This is a genomic window from Pigmentiphaga soli (assembly GCF_039541095.1).
Classification (GTDB): Bacteria; Pseudomonadota; Gammaproteobacteria; order Burkholderiales; family Burkholderiaceae_B; genus Pigmentiphaga; species Pigmentiphaga soli.
In genome coordinates, this window is the sequence record NZ_BAABFO010000012.1 from 139263 (window position 1) to 155823 (window position 16561).

General features: G+C 71.0%; 19 protein-coding genes. 7 read left to right on the top strand and 12 right to left on the bottom strand.

Annotated features, from left to right (window positions below; genetic code table 11):
- Positions 1 to 105 precede the first annotated feature (105 nt).
- A complete protein-coding gene (locus ABD927_RS13990; protein ID WP_345250448.1) occupies positions 106 to 504 on the top strand; it encodes an ankyrin repeat domain-containing protein in 399 nt (132 codons plus the stop codon).
- A gap of 78 nt (positions 505 to 582) precedes the next feature.
- Here ABD927_RS13990 and ABD927_RS13995 read toward each other — a convergent pair whose 3' ends face one another.
- A complete protein-coding gene (locus ABD927_RS13995; RefSeq protein WP_345250449.1) occupies positions 583 to 738 on the bottom strand; it encodes a DUF3309 family protein in 156 nt (51 codons plus the stop codon).
- 272 nt (positions 739 to 1010) lie between these two features.
- Between ABD927_RS13995 and ABD927_RS14000 the strand changes: the two genes are divergently transcribed.
- The 3 genes from ABD927_RS14000 to ABD927_RS14010 are packed head-to-tail and all read left to right on the top strand — an operon-like array spanning position 1011 to position 3283.
- Positions 1011 to 1196 carry an AtzG-like protein gene (locus ABD927_RS14000; protein WP_345250450.1) on the top strand — a complete coding sequence of 62 codons (186 nt, stop codon included), beginning with the start codon at positions 1011 to 1013 and terminating at the stop codon, positions 1194 to 1196.
- A complete protein-coding gene (locus ABD927_RS14005) occupies positions 1193 to 2584 on the top strand; it encodes an AtzE family amidohydrolase (RefSeq protein ID WP_345250451.1) in 1392 nt (463 codons plus the stop codon). The genes ABD927_RS14000 and ABD927_RS14005 overlap by 4 nt, the downstream gene beginning before the upstream one ends.
- 3 nt (positions 2585 to 2587) lie before the next feature.
- On the top strand, positions 2588 to 3283 hold the full coding sequence (locus ABD927_RS14010) for a GntR family transcriptional regulator (RefSeq protein ID WP_345250452.1): 696 nt from the start codon (positions 2588 to 2590) through the stop codon (positions 3281 to 3283).
- A 10-nt stretch (positions 3284 to 3293) separates the two neighbouring features.
- On the opposite strand, the gene ABD927_RS14015 is transcribed toward ABD927_RS14010, so the two are convergent.
- The 7 genes from ABD927_RS14015 to ABD927_RS14045 all read right to left on the bottom strand — a co-directional run bounded on the left by ABD927_RS14015 (position 3294) and on the right by ABD927_RS14045 (position 8850).
- Positions 3294 to 4940 (bottom strand): sulfite reductase subunit alpha, encoded by a 1647-nt coding sequence (locus tag ABD927_RS14015; RefSeq protein ID WP_345250453.1) that lies wholly within the window; start codon positions 4938 to 4940, stop codon positions 3294 to 3296.
- On the bottom strand, positions 4937 to 5950 hold the full coding sequence (locus ABD927_RS14020; RefSeq protein WP_345250454.1) for an FAD:protein FMN transferase: 1014 nt from the start codon (positions 5948 to 5950) through the stop codon (positions 4937 to 4939). The genes ABD927_RS14015 and ABD927_RS14020 overlap by 4 nt, the downstream gene beginning before the upstream one ends.
- 96 nt (positions 5951 to 6046) lie before the next feature.
- Positions 6047 to 6856 (bottom strand): DUF4198 domain-containing protein, encoded by an 810-nt coding sequence (locus ABD927_RS14025; protein WP_345250455.1) that lies wholly within the window; start codon positions 6854 to 6856, stop codon positions 6047 to 6049.
- A 26-nt stretch (positions 6857 to 6882) separates the two neighbouring features.
- Positions 6883 to 7395 carry a DUF2271 domain-containing protein gene (locus ABD927_RS14030; RefSeq protein ID WP_345250456.1) on the bottom strand — a complete coding sequence of 171 codons (513 nt, stop codon included), beginning with the start codon at positions 7393 to 7395 and terminating at the stop codon, positions 6883 to 6885.
- Between the two features lie 28 nt (positions 7396 to 7423).
- Complete coding sequence (locus ABD927_RS14035; RefSeq protein ID WP_345250457.1) at positions 7424 to 8068, bottom strand: PepSY-associated TM helix domain-containing protein; 645 nt, start codon at positions 8066 to 8068, stop codon at positions 7424 to 7426.
- 85 nt (positions 8069 to 8153) lie between these two features.
- Positions 8154 to 8561 (bottom strand): response regulator, encoded by a 408-nt coding sequence (locus ABD927_RS14040; protein WP_345250458.1) that lies wholly within the window; start codon positions 8559 to 8561, stop codon positions 8154 to 8156.
- Positions 8562 to 8640: 79 nt separating this feature from the next.
- Positions 8641 to 8850: a dodecin gene (locus ABD927_RS14045; RefSeq protein WP_345250459.1), complete on the bottom strand. Its 210-nt coding sequence runs from the start codon at positions 8848 to 8850 to the stop codon at positions 8641 to 8643.
- A gap of 124 nt (positions 8851 to 8974) precedes the next feature.
- Between ABD927_RS14045 and mdtD the strand changes: the two genes are divergently transcribed.
- The 3 genes from mdtD to ABD927_RS14060 all read left to right on the top strand — a co-directional run bounded on the left by mdtD (position 8975) and on the right by ABD927_RS14060 (position 13197).
- A complete protein-coding gene (gene mdtD / locus ABD927_RS14050; RefSeq protein WP_345250460.1) occupies positions 8975 to 10414 on the top strand; it encodes a multidrug transporter subunit MdtD in 1440 nt (479 codons plus the stop codon).
- A 127-nt stretch (positions 10415 to 10541) separates the two neighbouring features.
- Positions 10542 to 11441, top strand: a complete 900-nt coding sequence (locus tag ABD927_RS14055; protein WP_345250461.1) for a recombination-associated protein RdgC — start codon at positions 10542 to 10544, stop codon at positions 11439 to 11441.
- A gap of 13 nt (positions 11442 to 11454) precedes the next feature.
- A complete protein-coding gene (locus tag ABD927_RS14060) occupies positions 11455 to 13197 on the top strand; it encodes a phosphoethanolamine transferase (RefSeq protein ID WP_345250462.1) in 1743 nt (580 codons plus the stop codon).
- Positions 13198 to 13261: 64 nt separating this feature from the next.
- Here ABD927_RS14060 and ABD927_RS14065 read toward each other — a convergent pair whose 3' ends face one another.
- From ABD927_RS14065 to ABD927_RS14080, 4 genes are all read right to left on the bottom strand, one after another.
- Positions 13262 to 13975 (bottom strand): TerC family protein, encoded by a 714-nt coding sequence (locus tag ABD927_RS14065; RefSeq protein ID WP_425570256.1) that lies wholly within the window; start codon positions 13973 to 13975, stop codon positions 13262 to 13264.
- A gap of 444 nt (positions 13976 to 14419) precedes the next feature.
- The gene (locus tag ABD927_RS14070) at positions 14420 to 15004 is read right to left on the bottom strand and encodes a histone (RefSeq protein WP_345250463.1); all 585 of its coding nucleotides are present in this window, start codon (positions 15002 to 15004) and stop codon (positions 14420 to 14422) included.
- A gap of 9 nt (positions 15005 to 15013) precedes the next feature.
- On the bottom strand, positions 15014 to 15790 hold the full coding sequence (locus tag ABD927_RS14075) for an ABC transporter ATP-binding protein (protein WP_345250464.1): 777 nt from the start codon (positions 15788 to 15790) through the stop codon (positions 15014 to 15016).
- Complete coding sequence (locus ABD927_RS14080; protein WP_345250465.1) at positions 15787 to 16560, bottom strand: ABC transporter ATP-binding protein; 774 nt, start codon at positions 16558 to 16560, stop codon at positions 15787 to 15789. Before ABD927_RS14080 ends, ABD927_RS14075 begins: the two co-directional genes overlap by 4 nt.
- Position 16561: the final 1 nt, after the last annotated feature.

Sequence of the window (16561 nt, forward strand, 5' to 3'; positions counted from 1 at the left end):
CGGGCTTCGGGAACAGCCCACCAGCAAAGAGCGGGCCCACCCTTCAGCCGATTCGGAGGGCGGCATGCACAGTGCTACCATCGGTTTTCATAGATGGACGATGCGATGAAAGACAATGCCCGGCAACAGCCCAGCCCCGCCGTGCTGGCGCTGGCGGCCAAACTGTTCGACCTCGCCCGCCACGGCGATACCGAAACGCTGGCAGCCTACCTCGACGCCGGCGCGCCGGCCGATCTCACCAATGACAAAGGCGACAGCCTGGTCATGCTGGCCGCCTACCACGGCCATGCCGCCACGGTGCATACGCTGCTGGGCCACGGGGCCGACCCGAACCGGGTCAACGACCGCGGCCAGAGCCCGCTGGCCGGCGCCATCTTCAAGGGGTCGGCCGAGATCGTGAGGATATTGATGGAGGCTGGCGCCGATCCGTCGTACGGCACGCCGTCGGCCTTGGAAACGGCCCGCATGCTGGGCCGCACCGACCTGCTGCCCAGCCTGCACTGAGCAGGCGGCGGCCGCTCGTCCAGGCGGCCGCCAGAAGGGCCGGCGCGCCCCTGGGGCGCGCCGTTCATGGTGCCCGGACTATATGACCCCCATCAGCACCAGCACCAGCACGATGATCAGCACCAGCCCCAGCCCGCCGCTGGGCCCGTAGCCCCAGCCGCTGCTGTACGGCCACGTGGGAATCGCGCCGATAAGAAGAAGGATCAGAACGATCAATAGAATAGTGCCGAGCATTGTTGTTCTCCCTGGAACCGCCGCGCATGGTGGGCGGCCGCGGCGGCCCGATTTCGTCGTGGGTGCCCATCCGTAGCCCAGCAAGCTGCGTTCCCGCGGCCGCGCCGCGCACCATGCCGGGGACGGCCCCGCGCGGCGCGCACCATGGCGACGCAAACGGCGCGGCCGCCGGCCTGCTGCAATGCCATCCGCCCAATGGCACGGTTAGTGCTTTCCCCTCGGCTGGTATACAAGTCTGTGCGCGGCTTGCGCACTTCCGGGAATTTCTTGCCATGAACGAATCCGACCTGGCGCCGTATGTAAAAACGGCACTGGCCCTGCAAGGCTTCGGCGACCTGCCCGCCGGCGCCGTCGACGACATCACCGTTCAGTTCGCCCGCATCCATGCGATCGCCGCCGCCTTCGCCGAGCTCGAACTGCCGCCCGAACTCGAATCCGCCGCGGTATTCCGGCCATGACGGGCACCGCTCTAGAACTGGCTGCCGCCGTCCGCTCGGGCGCCCGCAGCGCGGTCGCCGTGGCCGAGGCCGCGCTGGCCGCCATCGCCGAACGCGACCCGGCGCTGAATTGCTTCACCGCGGTCACCGCCGAACGCGCGCTGCGCGAAGCCGCCGCCATCGACGCCCGCCGCGCGCGCGGCGAAACGCTGCCGCCGCTGGCAGGCGTTCCGTACGCCGTCAAGAACCTGTTCGACATCGACGGCCTGACCACGCTGGCCGGCGGCAAGGTCAACGCCGGCAACCCGCCCGCCGCGCGCGACGCCGTGCTGGTGGCACGCATGCGCGATGCCGGCGCGGTGCTCGTGGGCGCGCTCAACATGGACGAGCACGCCTACGGCTTCACCACCGAAAACACCCACTACGGCCCGACCCGCAATCCGCACGACGGCACGCGGATCGCCGGCGGTTCGTCCGGCGGCAGCGCCGCAGCGGTCGCCGCCGGGCTGGTGCCGGTCACGCTCGGCTCCGACACCAACGGTTCCATCCGCGTGCCGGCCTCGCTGTGCGGCATCTTCGGGCTCAAGCCCACCTTCGGCCGGCTGCCGCGCGGCGGCTCGTTTCCCTTCGTCGGCAGCCTCGACCATCTCGGCCCGTTCGCATCCAGCGTGGCCGACCTGGCCGCGGCCTACGACGTCCTGCAGGGCCCCGACCCCGCCGACCACGCCTGCGCCCAGCGCGCGCCGGAAAGCGCCGCCGGCGCGGCGGCCGAAGGCCTGCGCCGGGGCGCGCGGGTGGCCGTGCTGGGCGGCTATTTCCGCCAATGGGCCGGCGAGGCCGCGCGCGAAGCGGTGCGGCTGGCGGCCGAGGCGCTGGGCGCCTCCACCGTGGTGGAGCTGCCGGGCGCCGAACAGGCCCGCTCGGCCGCCTTCATCATTACCGGCGCCGAAGGCGGGGCGCTGCACCGGCAACGCCTGCGCGCCCGCTATGCCGAGTACGAGCCGCTATCGCGCGACCGCCTGATCGCCGGCAGCCTGATGCCGGCCGCCTGGGTGCAGCAGGCCCAGCGCGTGCGTTGGCGCTGCTACCAGGACGCGATGCGGCTGCTGCAGGACTACGACGTGCTGATCGCGCCCGCCACCCCGGTGCGCGCCACGCCGGTCGGCACCGAGACCTTGGACATCAACGGCACGCCGCTGCCGGCGCGCGCCAGCATGGGCCTGCTGACCCAGCCGATTTCCTGCATCGGGCTGCCGGTATGCGCGGCGCCGGTATGGCACGGCGTGGGCGCTGACCCGCAGTTGCCGATCGGCGTGCAGCTGATCGCCGCGCCATGGCGCGAGGCCGATTGCCTGGCCGCCGCCCGCACGCTGGAAACGGCCGGCCTCACGGCGCGCCGCGGGAGCTGATCCGTGCGCCTCGGAACCGCGCCGGCGCGCAGGCAATCGCCTGCCACGCTGGCCAATTCGGTCTATGTCCAGCTCAAGCGGGACATCTTCGACTTCCGGCTGGTTCCGGGCGACCGCTTTTCGGAAACCGAGATCGCCGAACGGCTGCGGGTGAGCCGCACGCCGGTGCGCGAGGCGCTGTACCGGCTGCAGCACGAGGGCTATCTGGAAGTCCACTTCCGCAGCGGCTGGTCGGTCAGGCCCTTCGACTTCGAGCAATTCGACCAGTTGTACGACCTGCGCACCATCCTGGAAGCGGCCGCGCTGCGCCGCCTGTGCGCCCGCGGCGGCACGCTGCCGGCCGGCCTGCGGGCCGACTGGCTGGTGGCCCCGGAACAGCGCCAGACCGACGGCCGGCGCGTGGCGGAACTGGACGAGGCGTTCCACCGCGCGCTGGTGGAACAGGGCGGCAATCCCGAGCTGACGCGCGTCTACGACGAGGTCACCGACCGCATCCGGATCCTGCGCCAGCTCGACTTCACGCAGCCGGTGCGGATAGCGCGCACCTACGAGGAACACGGGCGGATCCTGCTGGCGGCGCTGGACGGCCGGGCCGACGAGGCGGTCGAGCTGCTGTCGGCGCACATCGAGGCCAGCAAGGCCGCGGTGCACCGGATCACGCTGCACCGGCTGTACGCGATCCGGCAGGCCAACCGCTAGCCGGCGGCCGTCAGTACACATCGCGCCGGTAGCGGCCCTCCTCGGCCATCCGCTCCAGCGCCTCGGCCCCGAGAATGCCTTCCAGCGCCTGCGCCACGCCGGCGGCCATGCCTTGCAGGCCGCCGCACACATAGATGGCGGCGCCCTCCGCCACCCAGGCGCGCACGTCGTCGGCGGCCGCGGCCACGCAATCCTGCACGTAGCGCAGCGGACCGCCATCGCGCGAGAAGGCCAGATCGACCCGGTCCAGCACGCCGCCGCGGCGCCAGGCCTCGATCTCGTCGCGGTGGAAATAGTCGTGGGCGCGGGTGCGTTCGCCGAACAGCAGCCAGTTGCGGCCGGCGCCCGCGGCGGCGCGGGCGCGCAGGTGGGCGCGCAGGCCGGCCAGCCCGGTGCCGTTGCCGATCAGGATCAGCGGCCGCCCGGGCGCGGGCGGGTGGAAGCTGCGGTTGACCCGGATGCGCAGCGCGATGTCGGCGCCGACCGGCGCATGTTCGGTCAGCCAGCCGGAGCCCAGCCCGAGCCGGCCGTCGTCGTGGCGCACCTGGCGTACCAGCAGTTCCAGGCGGCCGTCGGCCGGCAGCGAGGCGATCGAATATTCGCGGTGCGGCAGCGCCGGCAGCGCGCCGGCGATTTCCTGCGCCGTCTTGCCGCGCAACGCGGCCAGGCCGGCTTCGTCGCAAGGCAGCGCGCGGCCGGCCAGCGCGCCGGCCAGCGTGGAGAGGCCGCGATCGGCCGACACGGCCGCGGACGGCGCCAGGCCCAGCGCCGCCAGCCAGCGTTCCACCTCGGCCGGGGGATGGCGCGGGCCGATCTCGGCGATGTCGCCGGCCTGCCAGTCGGCGCCGCCGTCCAGCGGCCGCAAGGCCAGGTGATAGGCCGGCGCGCCGGGACTGCCCGGATTGAGCAGGCGGCGCTCCACCAGCCGCCAGGTGGCGTAGGCCGGCGCGCTCCAGTCGGCCATGTCGGTGCTGCCGCTGAGCACGCCCAGGTAGTGCTGCCAGTGCCGCAGCGCGCCCGGGTCGCCGTCGTCGACCTCGACCGCATCGAACAGCGGCCGCGCGCCGTGCAGCCGCAGCCAGGCGTCGAGCGCGCGGCCGAAGGCGCAATAGCGGCTGTAGCTGCTGTCGCCCAGCGCCAGCACGCCGTACTCCAGCCCGGCCAGGTCGGCCGGCGCGGCCAGCACGCGCCGCGCGAAGCCGGCCGCCGCGTCGGGCGGATCGCCCTCGCCCGTGGTGCTGGCCACGAACAGCGCGCGGCCGGCGGCGCGCAACGCGGCGGCATCGACGCGGCCCATGGGTTCCAGCCGCACCGCCATGCCGGCCGCGCGCAGCACGTCGGCGGTCTGCGCGGCGATCTGTTCGGCAAAGCCGGTCTGGCTGGCATAGGCGACGAGGATGGCCGGCCCGCCGGCGCCACGGCCGCCGCCGGCGCGGCCCATGGCCGCGCCCTGCGCGCGCCGGCGCAGATAGACGCCGGCGCAGAAGCAGGCATAGGCGACCACGGTGAGCGCGGCGCCCGCGTGGCGGCGCGCGGTCTCCGGCAGCGCGATCCAGCCGTTCAGCACCGCGAGCAGCGCCAGCAGCAAAGCCGCCAGCAAGGCGGCGCACAAGGCGCGGGGCAGGCGCCCGGCGGCGACGGAAGCGGACGAGGTCATTCCAGCATGGCGGCCAGCGCCGGGGTCAGGATTTCGGTGAAGCCGCCTTCGCCGCGGGCGATGAAGCGCGCGGCCAGGCCATGGCGGCGCGCCCAGCGCTCGCCCTCGTCGAGGCCAAGTACCGTCAGCGCGGTGGCCAGCGCATCGGCCGCCATGCACTCCGGGTGCACCACGGCGACCGAGGCCGGCGCATGCTCGACCGGGCAGCCCGTGCGGGGATCGATGGTATGAGCATAGCGGCGGCCGGCGCGGTCGAAAAAACGGCGGTAGTCGCCCGAGGTGGCGACGGCCAGCCCGTGCAAGGCCAGCAAGGTTCGCGGCAACGCCGGCGCGCCGTTCTCGCCGGCGCCGTGCGAGGGCTGTTCCAGTTCCACCCACCACGGCGTGCCGTCGGGCTTGACGCCGCTGCCGCGCAGTTCGCCGCCCACTTCCACCAGGCAATTGCCGATGCCGGCGCGCGCCAGCGCGGCAGCCACGGCGTCCACCGCGTAGCCTTTGGCGATGCCGGACAGGTCGAGGCGGACGCCGCCGGGCTGGCGCAGGCGGCGTCCGGCGCGGTCGAATTCGAGCCGGCGCCAGCCGGCTTGCGCGCGCAGGCGCTGCAATTCGGCCTCCGGAGGAATCGTTCCGGGCCGGCCATGCGGACCGAAGCCCCACAGGTCGACCAAGGGGCCGACGGCAGGGTCGAAGGCGCCGCCGCTTTGCGCCGCCACGGTCAGCGCGCAATCGACCACCGTGGCGAACGCGGCCGGCAGGGCATGCCAGCTGCCGGCCGGGGCGGCGTTGAAACGGCTGATGTCGGAGCCGGGCTCCCAGGTGCTCATCTGCGCGATCACGGCATCGAGCTCGCGGCGGACCAGCGCCTCGATATCGGCGATCGCGATGCGGCCGTCGCCGGCCAGGCGCACCGACCACGAGGTGCCCATCGATGCCCCGTGCAGATGGCGGACGGCGCCGCCGGGCGGCGCGGTGCCGGGCGACAATGCGAGCGGAACGAGAACGCGGTTCATGCGCGGACCGGGCCTCCTTAGCTGCCGGTCCGGCCGGGCGCCCGCCGCCGGCGGCGCGGCCGGGCAGGCGGCCGACGGGCCGGCGTCAGGCGGCCATTACTGGGGCAGCACCTCGACGGTCGCGGCATAGGTGGCGCGGCGCTCCTTGGCCTGCGGCACGCTGGTCTTGGCGTCGCGCACCGCGGCCTCGATCCAGTACATGCCGGGCGCCGGCCACTTCACGCTGAACTTGCCGTCGGCGTCGGTGCGGGTCTTGATCTCGCCCAGCTGGTCGCGATAGCGGATGCCGCCCGGCACGACCGACACGTCGATATTGGCCGCCGGCTGGCCGTCGAGCAGGAAGCGGAAGGTGCCGGTGTCTTCGGCGAACAGATCATTGGGATGGGTGACGGGCGACAGCTCCAGCCCCTGCCCGACCGGCTTGAGCACGGTGTCGGTCGGCTTGCCGACGGTGACGAAGGTTTCCACCCGGCCGTTCATCTGGGTGATCTGCAGGTCTTGCGCATCGGCCGGCACTTCCTTGGCCAGGGTTTCGGGCGTGCCGCGCATGCGGCGCGTCTTGCCGTCCTGCTTCCACGAGGCGAACACGCCGTCGTTGAGGACCGCGATCCGGTACGTGCCGGGCTGGGTCAGGTGCACGTCGAAGGTGCTGCGATAGCGGCCGGTGGACTGGTTCTCGGCCTGGGCCGGCTTGCCGTCGGGCGCGGTGATCTGCAGGTTGCGCAGCTGCAGCGGGAAGTGCTCGAAGTAGAACAGGTCGTTCGACACCGCGGCGTCGACCGTGACCCACGGATCGTTGCCCGACAGCACGGTGGCCGACGGCAGCAGCCAGGTACGATGCGCCTGGGCCGACAGCGGCAGGCAGAAAGCCAGGGCAACGGCCGCCCACTTGATCGAGAATTTCATCGCGTAGTCCTTCGAATAATTGGTGGTCAGGGCTTGATCGATACCGACACCGAGCCCAGCTCGGTTTCGCCTTTCGCCGACTGCGTGGCCGGCGCCTTGGGCGGCCACTGGAACGGCACGCGCAGCAATTCGCGGCCGCCCACCTCGCGCGCGGCCTCGACCACCAGCTGGTAGTCGCCGGCCGGCAACTGGCCCAGCGGCGCCTTGCCCTCGGTGAACGACAGTTCGTGCTCGCCCGCCGGCCGCGTCGCGCCGCTGACGCCGTCGACCGGCATCTTCAGTTCGCGCCCGGTGCGGCGCCACCATTGGCGCATGTCCTTGAGCCACTTGGTGCCTTCGTCGTTGCGCTGCTTGACGTCGTACCACACGGCCAGGTTGGCGGCGACCTTCTGGTCCGGGCCCTCGATCCACACGGCCACGTAGGGCCGGTGGTATTCGGCCACGTTCAGCCGCGGGATCTCGACCTTGACCGCCAGGTCGGCCGCCTGGGCCTGGCCCACGAGCAGCGTGGTCACGGCCGCCGGAATCATTACGCGCATGGAAACCTCTTCAATGGATGCATGGATCTCAATGGATGAAAGCAATGGCCAGCAGCAGCGGAATCGTCAGGCCCAGGGCCACCATCGGCCAGGTGACCGGCCGGTTGCGGGCATGGATCTGCAGCAGGAACAGGCCCGTCACGCAGAACACCAGACAGGCCGCGGCGAAGACGTCGAGGAACCATTTCCACGCATCGCCGGTATTGCGGCCCTTGTGCAGGTCGTTCAGGTACGACACCCAGCCGCGATCGGTCCGTTCGTAATGGGCGGCGCCGTCGGCCAGGTCGATGCTGAGCCAGGCGTCGCCGCCCGGCCGCGGCAGCGACACGTAGACCTCGTCTTTCGACCACTCGGCCGCCCGCGCGTCGATCGCCACGCCCAGCGCGCCCGCCGCCCAGTCGCGCACCTCGGGCGGCAGCGGGGACTTGTCCTTGTCGGCATGGCGGGCGGCCGCGAGGCCGTCGAGCAGCGCCTGGGGCAACGTGGCGTCGCGCGCCTGCACCCGGGGCCGGGCCTCGATCTGCGCCGCATGGTTGAGCGTGACGCCGGTGACGGCGAACAGCAGCATGCCGACCAGGCAGATGGCCGAGCTGATCCAGTGCCACTGATGCAGGTGCTTCAACCAGAAAGACCGGCGCTTCTGCGCGGAGAAGCGATCCGACTGTGTATCCATGCGGACGGAAATTGAGAATGCTATCTGATGTTAATAATGATAACAATTCTCAAAACGTCTGGCGAGTCGCCCCGCCAGCGCGGGCTTACCGCGCCGCACCGCTGCGCACGCCGTGGATGGCCTGCAGCAGCGTTTCGAACAGGACCGGCTTGGCCAGGTAGCGGTCGAAGCGGATGGCTTCGCCGCAGGCGTCGGCGCCGAAGCCGGACAGCGCGATGGCCGGCAGCGCCGCGGCGTGCGCGTCGGCGCGCAAGGCGCGCAGCAGGTGGTGGCCGTCCATGTCGGGCATGGAAAGATCGGAGATCAGCAGGTCGAAGCGGTCGAGCGCGGCCGCATCGAGCGCCTCGCGCGCGCTGCCGGCGGCGGCCACCAAGGCGCCTTCCAGTTCCAGCAATTCGGCGAAGGCCCCCAGCACTTCCGGCGTATCGTCCACCAGCAGCACCTTGAGGCCGGTCAGGGCGCCGCCGAGCCCGGCGGCCGAAGCATTATTCATGGTTTCCCCCTCCGCGCTCCTTCCGCGGCAAGACTATGAAGGATGTCCAGCTACCCGTCAAAAGCGAAAGACGTCCGCCCTACTCCTCGAGCCGCAGCCCGACCTTCAGCACTACCTGCCAGTGGGCGATGCCGCCCTGGGCGATGTGGCCGCGGATCTGCAGCACCTCGAACCAGTCCAGGTGGCGCAGCGTGCGGGTCGCGCGCTCGATGGCGTTGCGGATGGCGTCGTCGGAAGAAACCGTGGACGAGCCTACCAACTCGATCTGCTTGTAGATATGTTCGGTCATGGCCGTCTCCTTCGTGGCGAGTTCGTGCCAAGCAGGCCAGCAAGCGCCGTGCCCAGGCCGGCCCGCCGTCTTGCGGGCACGGCCTTTGCGATAAGCTTGGCCTTTCCTTTCCCGCCCGCCCACGATGCCCGCCCTGCAACGTTCGCTCAAGCCCACGCTCTGGCTGGTGGCGGTCGGCCTGTTCATGCAGATGCTCGACTCCACCATCGTCAATACCGCGCTGCCGGCGATGGCCGGCAGCCTGGGCGAAAGCCCGCTGCGGATGCAATCGGTGGTCATTTCCTACGCGCTGACCATGGCGGTGCTGATTCCCGCCTCGGGCTGGCTGGCCGACCGCTTCGGCACGCGCCGCGTGTTCTTTGCGGCCATCATGCTGTTCACGCTCGGCTCGGCCCTGTGCGCGGCCTCGCAGACCTTGCCGCAGCTGGTGGCGGCGCGCGTGGTGCAGGGCTGCGGCGGCGCCATGCTGCTGCCGGTGGGCCGGCTCACGCTGCTGCGCAGCTTCCCGCGCGAACAGCTGCTGCGGGCGATGAGCTTCGTGGCGGTGCCCGCCATGGTGGGGCCGCTGGTGGGCCCCTGGCTGGGCGGCATCATCGCCGAAAAAATCTCCTGGCACTGGATCTTCCTGATCAACCTGCCGGTGGGCGCCATCGCCGGCGCCGGCACCTGGTATCTGCTGGCCGACAGGCGAGAAGCCGAGCCGCGCCAGTTCGACCTGTTCGGCTACTTCCTGCTGGCCTTCGGCATGGCCGCGATCTCGCTGTCGCTCGACGGCCTGTCGGGCCTGTCGATCGAGCGCGTGTTCGTGGTGCTGCTGCTGGTGTTCGGGCTGGCCAGCGTGGTGGCCTACTGGATCCGCGCCTCGCGCCATCCGGCGCCGCTGTTCCCGCTGGCGGTGTTCCACGTGCATACCTTCACGGTGGGCCTGCTGGGCAATCTGTTCGCCCGGCTGGGCAGCGGCGCGATGCCCTACCTGCTGCCGCTCACGCTGCAGCTGAGCCTGGGCTATTCGCCCTCGCATGCCGGCATGATGATGCTGGCGGCCGCCAGCGCCTCGATGCTGACCAAGCGCCTGGCCACCTCGGTGATCGACCATTTCGGCTACCGCCGCGTGCTGGTGGTCAACACGCTGCTGGTGGGCGCGGCGATGGCCGCCTTCAGCCTGGTCGACCCGGCCCACCCGGTGTGGCTGCACGTGATTTTCCTGGCCGTGTTCGGCGCCGTCAATTCGCTGCAGTTCACCGCGATGAACACGCTTACGCTGAAAGACCTCGACGACCAATACGCCAGCAGCGGCAACAGCATGCTGTCGATGGTCCAGATGCTGTCGATGAGCATGGGCGTGACCGTGGCCGCCGCCATCCTGGCCGGCTTCACCCGCTACACCGGGCGCGGCGGCGCCACCGACCCGCTGCCGGCCTTCCATTCCACCTTCATCTGCGTCGGCCTGATGACGGCGGCCTCGACCTGGATCTTCTGGCAGCTCTCGCGCGACGCCGCCGACAGCGGCCGCCGCGCCAGCGACAAGCGGCCGGCCGACGCCGGCGCGGTCGACGTGCACTGAGGGGCGGCGCCGCGCGGCGGGTCGGATACAATGCCCCCTTTTTACCGCCGGGCCGCCCTGGCAGACAGGCGCCCGAACCGGGCGCCGCCGCGCAGCGGCACATGCGGGCGGCCTCTACTCGCCCGCCATGTGGTTCAAGAATCTTCACGTCTACCGTCTCCCCTCGCCCTGGCCCATGACGGCCGAGCGGCTCGATGAACTGCTGCGCCCGCAGGCCTACGCCGAAGGCGGCAGCTCCGACATGCAGGTCCAGGGCTGGGCGCCGCCGCGCGAAGGCGGCGCGCTGGCCCATGGCATGGGGCCGCACCTGCTGATCAACCTGCGCACCGAAAAGAAGCTGCTGCCGGCCTCGGTGGTGAACCAGGTAGCCAGGGCCAAGGCGCAGGAAATCGAGGAACAGCAGGGCTACAAGCCCGGCCGCAAGCAGATGCGCGAGATCAAGGAAGGCGTGATCGACGCGCTGCTGCCGCGCGCCTTCGGCATCGTGCGCGACACCCGCGCCTGGATCGATACCCAGGGCGGCTGGCTGGCGGTGGATTCCTCCACCCCCACCCGCTGCGACGAACTGCTGCAATTGCTGAACAAATCGGTCGACCGCATGCCGCTGGCCCATCTGCATGTGGCCACGTCGCCGGCCGCGGCGATGACCGGCTGGCTGGCCGGCGACGAGGCCCCGGCCGGCTTCACCATCGACCAGGACACCGAGCTGCGCTCCACCGGCGAGAACCGCGCCACCGTGCGCTACGTGCGCCAGTCGGTCGAGGCCGACGACGTGCGCCGCCACATCGAGGCCGGCAAGCAGTGCACCCGGCTCGCCATGACCTGGGCCGACCGTGTTTCCTTCGTGCTGACCGAGTCGCTGGCGCTCAAGCGGATCGTCGCGCTCGACGTGCTGAAGGAAAACGCCGACGCGCTGGCGCAGAACGACGACGAGCGCTTCGATGCCGACTTCGCGCTGATGACCGGCGAACTGTCGAAGATGATCGCCGACGTGGTGGCCGCGCTCGGCGGCGAACAGCAGGCGTAGGCGGCGCGGCGCCTTGGCCATCTCGCCCTCCGGCCGGCCGCCGTCGGAACCCCGGGCCCCTGCCCGCGGCTGCCCGGCATGGCTGCGCCGCGCCGGCCCGGCCCTGGGCATCGCCGCGCTGGCGCTGGCCACCACGGCGCTGATGCTGGCCGACGACCTGCTGCAGCAGCCATTCGCCGACGGCAACCGGGCCGACTTCGAGCTGTCGTTCGCGCTGGGGCTGCTGGCCTTCAACGCGGCGCTGTGGCTGTCGGGCAGCCGCGCCTTCGTGGCCGGCGTGCTGGCGCTGCTGGCGGGCATGGAGTTGGTCCAGCTGGGCCACATTTCCTACTTCGGCCGGCCGCTGGATCCGCTGGCGCTGGCCAGCCTGTTCGCCGATTTCGACGACGTGCGGCAGGTGGCCGGCACCGACTTCGCCGAACACTGGCACGTGCCGCTGGCCGTGCTGCTGCCCTACGGGGCGGTGCTGGCGCTGTTCATGCGAAGGCTGCGGCCGGGCGCATGGCCCGGCACCGCGCTCGGCGCACGGCCCGGCGCACGGCGCGCCGTGCGCGCGGCGGCGATGACGCTGGTGCTGGCCACGCTGCTGTCCAAGCCCTACCGCGCCACCTACCGCGACATCAACGCCTTCCTGCCCGGCCCCACCCGCAACGCGCTGCACAACTCGTTCAACACCTTCGGGTTCTTCGCCGTGCACGGCGCTTCGCTGCTGCGGGCGGACGGCCCGCCGGCGGTCGCCCCGCCGCCGCCCATCGTGACGCCCTTGCCGTCCGAGGCGCGCCACGTCTGGCTGGTGGTGTCCGATTCGCTGCGCAGCGACCACCTCGGCATCCTTGGCTACGAACGCGACACCACGCCGCGGCTGGCCGCCCGCCCCGACCTGCTGGCCCGCCACGGCGTGGCCTCGGGCGTGGCCACCGCGGTCAGCCTGCCGCTGATCCTGAACGCGGTGCGCGAACCCGGCGCGGTCGGCCAGATCCGCGGGCTGTCGACCAATCTGTTCCGGCTGGCCAAGGAGGCGGGCTTCCGCACCTACTGGATCTCGTCGCAGGAATCGAAGCTGCTCAACGACGCGGGCAGCCGCTACATCGACGTTTCCGTCACCCGCGAAGACGCCCCCGAGCGTTTCCTGGCGCAGGGCGACGACGCGCTGCCCGCGCTGCTGGATGAACAGCGCTGGCCCGACAAAACCTTCGTGGTGATCGTGATGCGCACCGCGCATGCGCCCTACGAGGCCAACTACGCGCACGACCGCCGCTACGCCCGCTGGCCCGACGACCGCGGCCTGCCGCGCGAACAGCGGCTGCGCAACGCCTACGACAATTCGGTGCTGTATTTCGACAGCGTGCTCGACCGCATCATCGAACGGTTCGACGCGCTGCGCGGGCCGCGCCACCTGGTGGCCACCGGCGACCACGGGCAGTTGCTCGGCCGCGGCGGCCAATGGGGCCACAACGTGCTGGAGCCCGAAGTGGCCACCGTGCCCGTGCTGGCCCTGAGCCGCGAGGCCGCGGCCGACCGCATCGGCGCGCTGCGCGACGAGCGCTGGATCAGCCATTTCGAGATGTCGCGCTGGCTGGCCGGCGCGCTCGGCTACCGGATCGCCTATCCTGACGAACTGCCTGGCGTGCATTACGTGCAGGGCAAGAACCTGTACGGCAGCAATACCTTCCGCGAAGTGCGCGAAGGCAAGGCGCTGGAGTTCTCGGCCGTGCTGCCGGTGGGGCACCGGCTGCCGGCCCCCGCCGCGCCCTGAGGCCGACGCGGCCGCGCCGCGCGAGGGCCGCCGGCCGCCCTTGCGGCGCGGCATGCGCCGGCCCTCAGGCCGCGGCCCGCGACGGCGGCAGCGCCGCCCGGCCGCGGCGCCGGCCGATCCCCAGCACCACGCCCAGCGCCAGCGGATACATCGCCCAGCCCACCCAGGCGTGCTCGGCGATCCAGGGCTTGACCAGCGGCTCGCCCAGGATCATCTTGACCGCCGTCACCACCAGCACGCCGGCGCCGATGGTCACCACCACCGGGAAGCGCTCCATCAGCCGCAGCACCAGCCGGCTGCCCCACACCATCACCGGCACGCTGATCAGCAGCCCCAGCACCACCAGCAGGAAGCTGCCGTGCGCGGCGCCGGCCACCGCCAGCACGTTGTCGACCCCCATCACGGCATCGGCGATCACGATGGTCTTGATCGCGCCCAGGAAGCTGGTTTGGGAGGCGCCCTCTCCGTGCCCGCCATCGTCGGCCGACAGCAGCCGCAGCGCGATCCACAGCAGCGCCGCGCCGCCCACCAGCATCAGGCCCGGGATCTTGAGCAGCCACACGACGATCAGCGTCATCAGCGTGCGCACTACCACCGCGCCCACGGTACCCCAGACAACGGCCCGCTTTTGCAGCGCAGGCGGCAGGTTGCGCGCGGCCAGCGCGATGACGATGGCGTTATCGCCGGCCAGCACGATGTCGATGACGACGATCGAGGCCAGCGCGAACAGGAACTGCATGGTGAAGGTATGGGCGGCGAATTCCGAAAGCCATTCCAAGATGGATCTCCAGGAGAAGTTGACCTCGACTGGCGACCGGGAAGGCTGGGGCGAAGACCCATGCGATCCTGGCGCCAGGATGCAAAGGTCTTGTTCGACCGCGGGCATGGGGCATGGAACATGCGCCTGCCGCGGCCTGCACGACCGGAAGGGGCGGAACCCCTACGTATTGACGACCGTGCACAAGAGCCGGGGGCTCTCGAACTACTCCCCTTTGGAGGGGCAGCAAGGTGCTGCTGACGGCATTTTCCGGATCGGGCGGCGGATGTCAATCGATGCCGGGGAGGGGGAAACCACTAGCCATCCCGGTCTTCAGTAGCACGGGCCGGCGGGCCGGGCCGGATCGCCGCCGCGGGAGCATGCCCGGACGGTCGTACGGCGAAAAAAAATGCCGCCCATGGGGCGGACCCCATGGGCGGCATCGTCGTTGCCGCTGCCGCTTGCTTATTCGGCGGAAGGAGCAGCGGGCTGGGCCGGGGCGGCGGACTGGGCCGGCGCCGGCGCGGCAGCCTTGCGGGGCGCGCGCTTGGCGGCGGCCTTCTTGGCAGCCTTGGCAGCCTTGGCGGGAGCGGCGGGCTTGGAAGCGGCGGCCTTCTTGGCCGGCGCCGCAGCCTTCTTGGCCGGCGCGGCAGCCTTCCTGGCGACCTTGGCGGCACCCTTCTTGGCCGGCGCGGCCTTGGCTGTCTTGGCAGCGGGCTTGTCGCCCGCGGCCACGACAGCCTTGGCTTCCTTCAGCGCGGCCTTGAGGGCCTTTTCGTACACGCTGACACGCTGGGCCGCATCCTTGCGGGCCTTCTCGGAACGCTCGAGCGCCTTGCGGGCGCCCTCGCCCAGACGCGCGAGGGTAGCTTCGATCTTGGCCACGAGATTCGACGACTTGGCCGGCGCCTTCTTGGCGGCTGCCTTGGTCGCGGATTTCTTGGCGGCAGGCTTGGCGCCGGCCTTGACGGGTTGGAGTTTCTTGACCATTGCACTCTCTGGAAAGTCGAGGCCCGAAGTGTTAATGCGGCACGTGCCGATGTCAAGCACTATCGTGCATCAACCGCCGAGATAGGCCTCGACCAGACGATCGTCATCGAGCAGTTCGCGGCCGCTGCCCGACAGCGCGATGCTGCCGGTCTCGAGCACGTAGCCGCGATGCGCGATCTTCAATGCCTGACGCACGTTCTGTTCGACCAGGAAAATGGTGAGCCCCTGCGCATTGATCGCGCGCAGCGTGCGGAAGATTTCCTGCACCACGATCGGCGCCAGGCCCATCGACGGTTCGTCGAGCAGCAGCAGCCGCGGGCGCGCCATCAGCGCGCGGCCGATGGCCAGCATCTGCTGTTCGCCGCCCGACAGGTTGCCGGCCATGCCGTCGACCCGCTCCTTCAGGCGCGGGAACAGCCCGAACACTTTTTCCAGATCGTCGGCCACGCCGCGGTCCTTGCGGGTATAGGCGCCCAGTTCCAGGTTCTCGCGCACCGACATCGTGGTCAGGATGGCGCGCCCTTCGGCCACCTGCACCACGCCGCGCGACACGATCTTGTGCGGCGGCAGACGAGTCAGGTCTTCGCCGTCGAACACCACCGAGCCGGCCGCCTTGCGCACCAGTCCCGACAGCGCCAGCAGCGTGGTCGACTTGCCCGCGCCGTTGGCGCCGACCAGCGTGGTGATCTCGCCTTCGCGCAGCTCCAGGTCGATGCCCTTGACGGCCTCGATGTGGCCGTAAGACACCTTCAGGCCGGATACGCGCAGCAGCGGCCCGGCCGCCGTCGCCGCGCCGCCGGCGCCCCTGCCCTGCGCCGGGCCGCCTTCGCTTCGATGCCCGTTCATGCCTGCACCTCGTCGTCGTCCTCGCGGCCCAGGTAGGCCTCGATCACCTGCGGGTTGCGGCGGATCTCGTGCGGTTCGCCCTCGGCGATGATGCGGCCGAAGTTCAGCACCGCGATGCGGTCGCACAGCCCCATCACGAAGCGCATGTCGTGTTCGATCATGAATATGGTGTAGCCGCGCGCCTTGATGTTTTCGATCTCGCCCATCAGGTCGACCTTCTCGCCGGTGTTCATGCCGGCCACCGGCTCGTCCAGCAGCAGCAGGCGCGGTTCGGTGGCCAGCGCGCGGGCCAGCTCCAGCCGGCGCTGCTCGCCGTACGAAAGATTGTCGGCGCGGTCGCCGGCCTTGTGGTCGAGCCGCACCCACGACAGCAGCTCCAGCGCCCGCTCGCGGGCCCGGCGCTCGTGCGCGCGGAACGACGGCAGGCCCAGCAGCAGCGCCAGCGGGCCGTAGCCGAGGTGGCGGTGGCAGCCCACCACCACGTTCTCGAGCAGCGTCATCTCCTTGAAGATGCGGATGTTCTGGAAGGTGCGGGCGATGCCCCGGCGCGTGATCTGGTGCGGCGGCGCGCCGGCCAGGTCGCGGCCGTCGAACACCAGGCGGCCGCCGGAGGGCTGCAACAGCCCGGTGATCAGGTTGAACACGGTGGTCTTGCCGGCGCCGTTGGGGCCGATCAGGCCGAAGATCGAGCCCTGCGGCACGTTCAGGTTGACGTCCTGCAGTACGTGCAGGCCGCCGAAGCTCTTGGAAACGGAAGTCAGCGTGAGCATG